The sequence below is a fragment of the Deltaproteobacteria bacterium genome, assembly GCA_003696105.1.
Classification (GTDB): Bacteria; Myxococcota_A; Polyangia; order Haliangiales; family J016; genus J016.
In genome coordinates this window covers 1-11,050 of record RFGE01000016.1, presented here as the reverse complement: position 1 = coordinate 11,050, position 11,050 = coordinate 1, and the positions used below count along the sequence as shown (strand labels likewise).

Genomic DNA, 11,050 nt, shown 5'->3' with positions numbered 1-11,050 from the left:
GGCTTGGGGTGGCGCTTTTCGTGGTCGACCTCGAAGTTGGCCCGGCGCATGGCCTCGGTGGTGATGCGCCCGGACAGCGCGCGCAGGGCGGCAATGGCGGCCGGTTGGGCGCGCGCGAACGCGCGGCGGACGACGGGGGCCGGCTCGTAGGGCGGAAAGTAGCGCCGGTCGTCGACGAGGTGAACGAGACCCAGATGCGCGATGAGCCCGTCGGTCGAGTTGCCGACGCCGACGTCGATGTCGCCGGCGGCGAGCGCGCGATAGACGTTGCCGAGCGACATCTGGCGCGGGGCGCTCGGAAACTCAAGCCCGTAGGCGCGCACGAGCCCGCGGTAGCCGTCGGGCCGGTCGAAGAACTCGAACGGGACCGCGACGCGCAGCGCGCCGGCGATCGGGCGCAGGTCCGAGATGGCGCGCAGGCCGCGGCGGCGCGCGTCGTCGCCGCGCACGAGCACGGCGAACGTGTTCTCGAAGCCGAGCGGCGGCAGCCAGATCAGGTCGAACTGCCGCGCGTACTCGACGGCCACGATCCGGTAGACCTCGCGCGGGTCGGTCACGCCGCTTCGGTGCAGCACCGCGGTGTAGGCGGTTCCGGTATATTCCACGTACGCTTGAATGTCGCCGGCGACGAGCGCGCGGTGGCACAGCAACGTGCCGTTGAGAATGACGCGCCCGGCGGCCCGGCCGGTGGCGCGCGCGACGACCGCGGCGAGCAGCTCCGACAGGATCCACTGCTCGGGGAAGTCCTTCGAGCCGACGGCGACATCGGGCCGCGCGCGCCAGCCGGCGACCGCGGCCGCGCCGAGGCCCGCGAATCCGGCGCCCGCCACCGCCAGGCGCAGCCAGTCACGCCGCGACAGCCACATCGGGACGGACCGCGAGCGCGCGCTCGACGAGCCCCAACAGCGCGTCGAGCAGCAGCGCGAGCAGCGCCGCGGGGATCGCGCCGGTGAGGATGGCGTGGTTGTTGATGATGGTGAGGCCGCGGAAGATGAACACGCCGAGGCCGCCGGCGCCGATCGCCGCGGCGATGGTCGCGGTCCCCACCGTGACGACGGTCGCGATGCGGATGCCGGCGAGGATGACGGACAGCGACAGCGGCAGGTCGACCCGCCACAGCAGCTGCCGCGGCGTCATGCCCATCGCCACCGCCGCGTCGCGCACGGCGGGATCGACGCCGCGCAGGCCGGTGATGGTGTTCTTCAGCACCGGAAGCAGTGCGTACAGGGTGAGCGCGACGATCGCCGGGACGACGCCGGTGCCGCCGACGATCGGCACCGGGATGAGGAACGCGAACAGCGCGAGCGAGGGGATCGTCTGCACCGTGTTGGCGAACGCCAGCGCCGCGCGGCTGGCGTGAACGCGGCGCGCCACGACGACGCCGGCCGGCACGCCGATGGCGACCGCCGCGCCGACGGAGATGCCGACGAGGACCAGGTGGCGGGTGAGCGCGGCGAGCAGTTCGGCGCGACTGGCCGCCACGTATTCCAGAAACGCGGTCACGGCGCGGCCTCCTCGACCGGCTCGAGCGTGCGCGCGAACGCGCGCGCCTCGGGGTGGTCCGATGCCAGCACCGCATCCGGCGGGCCGCTGACGGCGACGGTCCCGCGATCGAGCAGCGCGACGTGCGCGGCGAGGGCGACCGCCTCGCGCAGGTCGTGGGTGACGAACACGATCGTCTTGCCGAGCCGTCGCTCGAGCGCGCGGAACTCGCGCTGCATCTCGGCGCGGGTGATCGGGTCGAGTGCGCCGAACGGCTCGTCGCACAAAAGCAGCGGCGGGTCGGCGGCGAGGGCGCGCGCGATGCCGACGCGCTGGCGCTGGCCGCCTGACAGCTCGTGGGGAAACCGCGCGGAGAACTCATCGGGGTCGAGCGACACGAGCGACAGCAGCTCGCGGACGCGCGCGCGGATGCGGTCGGGGGGCCAGCCGAGCAGCGACGGTACGAGGCCGACGTTGCGCTCGACGGTGTAGTGGGGCAGCAGGCCGCCCTCCTGAATGACGTAGCCGGTGCGGCGGCGCAGTTCGATCGGATCCCAGTCCGCGGTCGACCGGCCCGCGACGACGACCTCGCCGGCGGTCGGCATCGCGATCGCGTTGATGAGCCGCAGCACCGTCGTCTTGCCCGAGCCACTGCGGCCGAGCAGGACCGTGGTCTGCCCCTCGGGGACCGCGAGGGTGATGTCGCGCACGAGCGAGGCGCCGCTGGCGAGCGTGAGCGACACGCCGCGTAGGTCGACGAACGGCCGGCGGCCGGCGGGCGACGGGACCGTCTCGCGCGCGTTCATCTGCCTTTGGCGCCCCGTGTCTGCGTCGCGCGCGGTGCGTCGCCGACCCGTGGCGAGCGGGGCGCGCACCGTCCGCGCGCATCGCTCGCGCGGCGGGCCGCGGATCGCCGCGTCGGGCGGATGGGGCGTCCTGCGCGGTCAGCGGCCACGGGAGCGAACGCGGTGGACGGCGGCGAGGAAGTCGTCGAGCCGGTGCTCGAGCGTGGACAATTGATCGATATCCCGGTCGTGTACGACGAGCACGAACGCGTCGCGGGTGTCGAACATCTGCTTGAACGCGAGCTCCTCGGCGGGGCCGATGTCGGACACGACGTCGGCGTCGGCGTGGGAGACGTAGGCGAAGCCGACGCGCTGGTCCGGGTCGTAGCCGTCGAGGACGACGGCCACGCCCGGCGCCGAGAAGGCGTAGTCGGACACGAGCCGGTAGCCGGCGGCGGCGAACCGCCGGGACAGGAACGCGCGCGCGGCGGCTTCGGTCGGCGGGCCGTCGTCGTCGTCCGGCGCCGCGCCGGCGACCGGCACGCGGTCGACCGGCGGGACGGTGGCGGGCGGGTGCGTCTTGGATACGTACGGCGTGGCCCAACGGTCCGGCGGGAACGTGGCGGGGCGCACGGCGTCTCCGCGCGCGCTGGTGGAGACCTCGGGCGGCCGGCCGGCGTCGCCGTCGCGCTTGTCGCGCTTGTCGGTCACGCGCGCATCTTAGAACGGATGCACGCTCCGGCCCAACCGCCGGTGCGGTCGTCCGGCCGAGCGCTCGGTGCCGGCGCCCCGGCGATCGCGCTAAACTCGTAGGGTACGTGGCTTTGCCTCGCCTCCCAGGGAACGTCGCGGCCGGGCGCGCCCGGCCGATCATCGCCGCCGTTTTCGTCGCGCTCGTCGTGCCGGCGGCCGCGGCGGCGCAGCCGGCGCTGGTCGCCGACGCCGACCCGCTCGATTTCGGCGACCAGCGGGTCGGCGTGCCGGTCACCGGGTCGCTCGTGCTCACGAACACCGGCGACACCGACGCGACGGTCACGTCGCTCGCGATCGCGGGGCCGGACGCCGCGGAGTTTTCGATCGCCGCGACCACGCCGTTTACCGTCGTCGCCAACGGGGGATCGGCGACGGTCGACGTGACGTTCACTCCGGGCGCGACCGGCGCGCGCTCGGCGACGCTCACCGTCGACTACGACCCGGGCGGGCAGTCGCTGCCGGTCGGCCTCGCGGGCACGGGCGTCGCGCCCGACATGGTGGTGACCGTCGTCGGCGGCGCGACGCCGCCGCTGGATTTCGGCTCCGCGCGGGTCGGCACGGCGTCGTCCACCACCTACACGATTCGCGTCGACAACGCGGGCACGGACGTGCTGTCGGCATCGCTCGCGACGACCGGCGCGAATCCGGGCGACTGGAGCTACTCGCCGCCGGCGACGTCGTTCACGGTGCCGGCCGGCGGGTTCTACGACGTCGTCGCGACGTTCACGCCGGCGGCGGCGGGCGCGCGGTCGGCGACGCTGACGGTCGCCGACGACGACGGCCTGTCGGCGACGCCGTCGGTCGACCTCGCGATGACCGGCACCGGTACCGAGCCGGCGATCTCCGTGTCGCCGGACCCGATCGACTTCGCCGGCCAGCGCGTGTTCACGTCGAGCGCACCGCGGCTGGTGACCATCTCGAACACGGGTACGGCGCCGCTGACTGTGACCGACATCCGGCTCGCGGCGGGCGACACCGGCGATTTCGGCCTCACGACGTCGCTGCCGATGACGATCGCTCCGGGGTCGAGCGGCGCGTTCTCGGTGACGTTCACGCCGGCGGCGGCGGGCACGCGGTCGTCGACGATCGAGATCGTGAGCGACGCGCCCACCAGTCCCACGCTCGTGACCGCGCGCGGAACCGGCCTGGCTCCCGTGCTCGCGGTAAGCCCGACGTCGCTGGCGTTCGCCGACACGCGGGTCGGCTCGGCCTCGGCGACGCAGACGTTCACGATCGACAACGCCGGCGACGCCGACATGAACGTGCTGTCCGTGTCGATCCCCGGCGCGAACGCCGACGACTACACGGTCACCGCGTTCTCGGGCACGATCGCGCCGTCGGATCCGCCGGTGACCATCAGCGTCACGTTCACGCCGCAACTCGCGGGGCCGCAACCGGCCACGATCGTCGTGACGACCGACAACCCGCTGCCGCCGGCGTCCGCGAACGTGGCGGTCACGGGAACCGGGACCGAGGCGCTCTTGTCGTTGTCGCCCGCCGCCGGCTACGACTTCGGCGACACGCGCGTGGGCGGGCAGTCCGGCGATGGCGTGTTCGTTCTCGAGAACACCGGCACCGCGCCGGTCACCGTGTCGAGTCTCACCCTCGGGGCGCCGGACGCGGGCGACTTTGCGGTCGCGTCGGCGCCGGCGTTGCCGTTTTCGATCGCGCCGGGGGCGTCGCGGACGGTGTCGGTCCGCTGCCGGCCCGGATCGGTCGGGGTGAAATCGTCGTCGCTGGCGGTCGGCAGCGACGCGGACAACGCGGCGTCCGTGCCCGTTCCACCGCTGGCGTGCAACGGCGTGACGCCGGACATCGCGGTGGCGCCGGCGTCGCTGTCGTTCGGGCCGCAACTCGTCGGCACGACCAGCGGCGCGCAGACGATCACGGTGTCGAACGCCGGCGGGTCGACGTCGGCGACGCTCAACGTGACGGTGTCGACCCTCGGGCCCGCGGCCGCGGACTTCTCCGCTTCGCCGGCGAGCTTCTCGGTCCCGCCGGGCGGTTCGCAGGACGTGTCGGTGACGTTTTCGCCGTCGGCCGAGGGCGCGCGGACCGCGACGGTGCGGTTCAACAGCGACGACCTCGACGAGCCGACGGTGGACGTCGCGGTGTCCGGCACCGGCCAGAAGCCGGAGATCACGCTGGTGGACCCCGCGGGCGGCCGGATCGACTTCGGCGCCGTCAACGTGTCGCAGAGCAGCGCGCCCGCGGCGATCACGGTGCGCAACGACGGCTCGGCGCCGCTCACGATCAGCGGCGTCGCGATCGCGGGCGGTGACGCCGGCGAGTTCGCGTTCACGTCCGGGTCGATTCCGCCGCCCGATGTCGTGCTCGCGCCCGGGGCGACGGCGACCTGGCAGGTGGTGTGCACGCCGAGTTCGACCGGAGCCAAGTCGTCGTCTGTGCGGATCGCGAGCGACGACGCGGACGAGGGGGTCGTCGTGGTGCCGCTGGACTGCGAGGGCGTGCAGGCGCAGCTCGTGGTCTCGCCGTCGCCGGTGGCGTTTCCCGCGACGCGCGTGTGCGAGTCGGCGGAGCCGATCGCGGTGCGACTCGAAAACGGCGGCACCGCACCGCTGACCATCACGGACGTCACCGTGTCGATGACGACGGTCTTTCCGATCGTCACGCCGTGGCCGTCGCTGCCTCACACGCTCGCGCCGGGCGAGTCGCTGTCGTTCGAACTCGGGTTTACGCCGGCGATGCACGCCGACTACGCGGGGCAGATCGTGATCGCGAGCGACGACCCGAACGCGCCGACCGCGACGGTGGCGGTGCTCGGCCCCGGCCGCGTCGCCGCGATGGAGTTGACGCCGATGTCGGTCGCGTTCGACGCCGTGCGCGTCGACCGCTCGCCGGTGACGCGGACGTTGGTCGTCAAGAACACGGGCACCGCGCCGTTCGTCGTCGGCGGGCTGTCGGTCGACAACGCGGCCGACTTTTCGGTGAATCCCGTGTCGCCGGCGTCGCTGCCCGCGCGCCTGGACCCGGCGCCGGCCGGCCCCGGAGGAACGGGGGAGGAGCTGGTGTACGAGGTGATCGCGCACCCGGCGGCGCTCGGTCCGGCGTCGGGCACCGTCACGGTGACGACGGACATCCCGTCGTGTCTGCCGGTGGTCGCGAGCGTGCCGGTGTCGGCGGAAGGTGTGGCTCCCGACATGGCGGTGTCCCCGAGCGCGGTCGACTACGGCGGCCACGACGTGCAGGCGGAGTTCCCGAAGACGCGCACGGTGGCGGTGCAGAACACCGGAACGGCGCCGCTTCAGGTCGATGCAATTTCGATCTCCGGGCCGTACGCCAACGAGTTCGGGCTCGTCGATCCGCCCGCGCTGCCGGTCGTGATCCCCGCCGGCGAGTCGCTGCCGCTCGACGTCAAGTTCCAGCCGACGGTGATGCGCGACTGCGACGCGACGGATCCGGACGCGTTCATCGACATCGAAAGCGACGGGTTCACCGTGCCGATGGCGCGCGTGCAACTCGACGGCTGCGGGCTCGATCGGATCATCGCGCTCGACACGCTCGCCGTGCCGTTCCCGCCGACGTATCGCAATCCGGCGGCGCCGCCGACTCACGACATCACGATCAGCAACACCGGCACGTTCCAGCTCGAGGTCTACGCGACGATGACGAGCGACATGGACGTGTTTCGCGTCATCGGCGGCGGCGCGATGACGATTCCGGTCGGCGAGAGCCGCACGGTCACGGTCGAGTTCCACCCGACGGCGGCGAGCGCGGTGCCGTTCGAGGGGGCGCTCACGATCGCGAACGACGACGACGGCAACCCGATGGCGGTGGTCAAGCTCAGCGGCCGCGGCATTCTGCCCGAGGTGACGTGCGACCCGTGCAGCGTGTCGTTCGGCGATACGGCCGTCGGCTCGCGCGCGACGCTGACCGGCCGCAAGCTTCGCATCAACAACATGAACCCGGCGCGGTCGTTCACGCTGCGCGACGTGCGCGTGGCCGGCGTCGACGGCGGCCCGGTCGACGACGAGGCGTTCGCGGTCATCGGGTTCGACGGGCCGGTCGAGCTGCCGCCGATGGGCGGGGTCGACCTCGACGTCGCGTTCTCGCCGGCGGCGCCGGGGCGGCACATGGCGCGCATCGAGGTGTACCTGGACGCCGACCCGTTGATGCAGACGTTCATCACGGTCGATGGCGAGGGGGTCGCCGCGCACGCTCGCGGCGCGGGCTGCGCGGCGGCGCCGGCGGGGCGCGGCGCGAGCGGTGCGCTGTGGCTGGCGATCGCGCTCGTCGGGCTGGCGGTGCGGCGGCGGCGCGCGGTCGGCGCGACCGTCGCGGCGGCGGTCGTTGCGGCGGCGGCCACCGCGAGCGCCGACGAGCCGACGCGCAACATCGATCTGGCGGTGTTCCGCGCCGCGGCCGGCGGCGACCCGACCCTGCTCTCGGTCGAGACGCCGCGCCTCGGGGCGGCGGGTTCGTGGACCTTGTCGCTGTTTGCCGACGTCGCGCGGCGACCGTTGGCGGTCGAGCCGATGGGCGCAGGTCAGGTCCACTACCCGGTGGCCAACCGGGCGACGTACGAACTCGCGGCGGACGTGGCGGTGGGCTCCCGCTGGGAGGCGGGCTTGCGCCTGCCGATCCTGTCGCAGTCGGGCGACGCGGCGTCGCTCAACATCGAGCCGGCGGGCGGGCTGGCGCTCGGGGACATCGCGCTGTCGGCGAAGGCGTCGCTGATTCAGGCGAATCGGTTCGGCCTGGCGATGCGGGCGGAGGTGACCGTTCCGACCGCAACGGACGGCGAGTTCGCCGGCGCGGACGGGCCGACGGGCCACGCGCGCCTGATCGCCGGCGGTTCGCTCGGTCCGGTCGACGTAGCGGGCAACGCCGGCTACCGGCTGCGCGGCCGCGCGCGCTTCGTCGACCTCGAGCAGGACGACGAAGTGACCTTCGGCCTCGGCGCGGCGGTGCGCACGTCGCCGCGGTGGTCCTGGATCGCGGAGGTGTACGGCGCGCGGGGGCTCGGGCCGGGCAAGACCGAGGGCGCCAGCCCGCTGGAGATCGCCGTCGGTGCGCGCTACCGCGTGTCTCGGTCGTTCGGCGTCGCGGCGGGAGTTGCGCGCGGCGTGTTGCCGGGCGTGGGCGCGGCCGCCGCGCGGGGCGTGGTGCTCGTGTCGTACGCGCCGGGCGCGCGTCCCCTCGCGGTGCCGGTGCGCCCGCCCGCGCCGCCGATCGATCGGGGCGACGACGACGGGGACGGCGTGATCAACGCCGAGGATCGCTGTCCAGACGAGGCCGAGGATGCCGACGGCTTCGAGGACGCCGACGGCTGTCCCGACCCGGACAACGACAGTGACGGCGTCGCCGACGCGGACGACGCGTGTCCGGCCGAGGCCGAGGACGTAGACGGCTTCGAGGACGCCGACGGCTGCCCGGACCCGGACAACGACGGCGACGGCATACCGGACCGCGACGACCGCTGCCCGATGGAGGTGGAGGACCGCGACGGCTTCGCCGACGGGGACGGCTGCGACGATCCGGACAACGACCGCGACGGAATTCCCGACGTCATCGACGAGTGCGCGGTCGAGCCCGAGACGATCAACGGCAACGAGGACGACGACGGCTGCCCGGACGCCGGCGACAGCGCGATCCTCGAGCGGGAGGATCGCGTCGAGCTGATCGAGCCGATCCAGTTCCGCGGGACGACGGCGGACCTGACGCCGGCGGGCGAGCGGGTGCTCGAGCAGGTCGCTCGGCTGATCCGGGCCCGTCCCGAATGGGCGCGAATCCGGATCGGGGTGCACGTCCACCCGCGCGGGCCCGCGGACGACGCGCTGGCGCGGGCGCGCGCCGCGGCGGTGCGCGCGTGGCTCGTGCGCTGGGGGATCGACGGCGACCGGCTGGTCGCCAAGGGCTACGGGTCGTCGCGGCCGCTCGTGCCGCGCAACGTGCCGCGGGCGCGCGCGGTCAACGACCGCGTCGAGTTCGTCGTCGAGCAGCGAACGCCGCTGCCGTAGCGCGCGGCGGCGGGCGGCTGGGTTCGCGCGCGACCGCGGCGCGCCGCCGGGCGCGATTCGCGCGCAACCGCGGCGCGCCGCCGCCGATACCCGCACCGTGAGCTCGCTCGTCACCTCGCTGCTCGACGTGCTGTATCCGCCGCGGTGCGCGGCGTGCGATGTGCCGCTGGCCGGCCGGGCAGCGCTGTGCGCCGCATGCGAGCTGTCGTTGTATCCGCTGGGGCCCGCGTGTCCGCGCTGTGCCGAGCCGCTCGCGGGCGCCGTGAGCGTCACCTGCCGGCGGTGCACGCTGGCGCCGCCGCCGTTCGATCGCGTCGTGGCGCCGTATCGGTTCGGCGGCGAGCTGGCGCGCGCGATCCGGCGGTTCAAGTTCGCCGGCCGGCCGGACCTCGCCCGCGCCCTGGCGCCGCTGTACGTGCCGGCGTGGGCGCTCGCCGCGGCGCGCGAGCGCATCGACGTGGCCGTGCCGGTTCCGCTGCACTGGCGGCGGCAGGCGCGCCGCGGCTACAACCAGGCGCACCTGCTTGCGGGCGAGGCGGCGCGGGTCGCGCGGCTTCCGGTCGATGCGGTGGCGCTGCGCCGCGTGCGCGCGACCGCCCCGCAGGCCGGACTGTCGGCCGGTGAGCGGGCGGGCAACGTCGACCGAGCCTTCGCCGTGCCCGACCGTCACCGGCGGCGGATCGCGGGGCGCCGCGTGTTGCTCGTCGACGACGTGGTGACGACCGGCGCCACGGCGCGCGCCGCCGCCCGCGCGCTCGTTGCGGCGGGCGCGGAAGGCGTCGTCGTCGCGTGCCTTGCCCGCGCCGAGAACTGACCGTACGCTGCGGCCCGAATGGCCAAGCGCCGACAACGCAACGCGGCCGCGGACCACGCGGACGGCCACAAGGTCCTCGTCCGCAACAAGAAGGCGCGCCACGACTACGCCATCGAGGAGACGTACGAAGCCGGCATCTCGCTCGTCGGTTCGGAGGTCAAGTCCCTGCGCGAGTCGATGGCGTCGCTCACCGACGCGTACGCGGTGATCCGCGGCGGCGAGGCGTATCTGGTGGGGGCGCGGATCAACGAATATCCGTGGGCGAACCAGTTCAACCACGACCCGACGCGCGATCGCAAACTGCTGCTCCACAAGCACGAGATCCGCAGGCTCGCCGTGAAGACCGCCCAGCGTGGCTACGCGCTCGTGCCGCTGGCGATGTACCTCAAAGACGGCAAGATCAAGGTCGAACTCGGCCTCGGCGTCGGCAAGCGCCTGTACGAAAAGCGCGAGGCCAAGCGCGAGGCGGAGGACCGCCGCGAGATCGAGCGAGCGATCAAACGGCGGTAGGCGCCGTTCTCTGCGCCGGCACCGTGGTGCGCTATGGTCGACGAATGACTTCCGCCGGCGCGCTTCGGTTCGGCGCCGACTACAGCGAGACGATCGAGCTGACCGACGGTACTCGCGTGCGCCTGCGCATGGGCCGGCCGGAGGACGCGCCGCTGTTGCTCGAGGGGTTCGCGCAGCTGTCGCCGGATTCGCGCTACAGCCGGTTTCTCGCGGCGCGCGAGTCGCTCACGCCAGCGGAGGTCGAGTACCTCACGCGGCCCGACGGGTGGGATCACGTCGCGATCGGCGCGCTCGTCGACGGACCCGACGGCCGCGAACACGGGATCGGGGTCGCGCGGTTCGTGCGGTTCGCCGACGCGCCGGACGCGGCGGACGTCGCGGTCACGGTGATCGACGCATACCAGCGGCGCGGCCTGGGGACGGCGCTGCTGCGGCGCCTGTTCGAGGCGGCGCGCGAGCGGGGGATTCGGCGGTTGCGGTTCGAGGTGCTGGCCGACAACCGGCGGATGTTGGCGCTGTTGCACGGGCTGTCGCCGCGGGTCGTCGAGCACGTCGAGGGCGGCGTCGCCACGGGCGAGGTGGTGCTCGACGACGCCGCCGCGGCGGCGCCGGGCGCGGTCGCGGGCGGCGGCGGGCCGGGGGACGGCGCGGCGACGCCGGCGGGCGGCGGGTGAGGCGGCCATGTGCGGCGACGCCGGCGGGCGGCGGCGGGTGAGGGGGCGGCG

At 74.0% G+C, this 11,050-nt stretch carries 8 protein-coding genes; 4 read left to right on the top strand and 4 right to left on the bottom strand.

Annotated elements, in window-relative coordinates; genetic code table 11:
- The 4 genes from D6689_01115 to D6689_01100 all read right to left on the bottom strand — a co-directional run.
- On the bottom strand, positions 1 to 866 hold an 866-nt coding region (locus D6689_01115), incomplete at its 3' end, for an ABC transporter substrate-binding protein (protein RMH44975.1).
- Positions 847 to 1,491 carry an ABC transporter permease gene (locus tag D6689_01110; protein RMH44976.1) on the bottom strand — a complete coding sequence of 215 codons (645 nt, stop codon included), beginning with the start codon at positions 1,489 to 1,491 and terminating at the stop codon, positions 847 to 849. The genes D6689_01110 and D6689_01115, both read right to left, overlap by 20 nt.
- A gap of 8 nt (positions 1,492 to 1,499) precedes the next feature.
- On the bottom strand, positions 1,500 to 2,288 hold the full coding sequence (locus D6689_01105) for an ATP-binding cassette domain-containing protein (GenBank protein RMH44974.1): 789 nt from the start codon (positions 2,286 to 2,288) through the stop codon (positions 1,500 to 1,502).
- Positions 2,289 to 2,426: 138 nt separating this feature from the next.
- Positions 2,427 to 2,978 (bottom strand): hypothetical protein, encoded by a 552-nt coding sequence (locus D6689_01100; GenBank protein ID RMH44973.1) that lies wholly within the window; start codon positions 2,976 to 2,978, stop codon positions 2,427 to 2,429.
- Positions 2,979 to 3,085: 107 nt separating this feature from the next.
- Between D6689_01100 and D6689_01095 the strand changes: the two genes are divergently transcribed.
- The 4 genes from D6689_01095 (at position 3,086) to D6689_01080 (ending at position 10,999) form a co-directional block, all read left to right on the top strand.
- Positions 3,086 to 9,001 (top strand): choice-of-anchor D domain-containing protein, encoded by a 5,916-nt coding sequence (locus tag D6689_01095; GenBank protein ID RMH44972.1) that lies wholly within the window; start codon positions 3,086 to 3,088, stop codon positions 8,999 to 9,001.
- Between the two features lie 97 nt (positions 9,002 to 9,098).
- Positions 9,099 to 9,815, top strand: a complete 717-nt coding sequence (locus D6689_01090; protein RMH44971.1) for a ComF family protein — start codon at positions 9,099 to 9,101, stop codon at positions 9,813 to 9,815.
- A gap of 18 nt (positions 9,816 to 9,833) precedes the next feature.
- The gene (gene smpB / locus D6689_01085) at positions 9,834 to 10,325 is read left to right on the top strand and encodes an SsrA-binding protein SmpB (GenBank protein RMH44970.1); all 492 of its coding nucleotides are present in this window, start codon (positions 9,834 to 9,836) and stop codon (positions 10,323 to 10,325) included.
- Positions 10,326 to 10,369: 44 nt separating this feature from the next.
- The gene (locus tag D6689_01080; GenBank protein ID RMH44969.1) at positions 10,370 to 10,999 is read left to right on the top strand and encodes a GNAT family N-acetyltransferase; all 630 of its coding nucleotides are present in this window, start codon (positions 10,370 to 10,372) and stop codon (positions 10,997 to 10,999) included.
- The last annotated feature ends 51 nt before the right edge of the window (positions 11,000 to 11,050 follow it).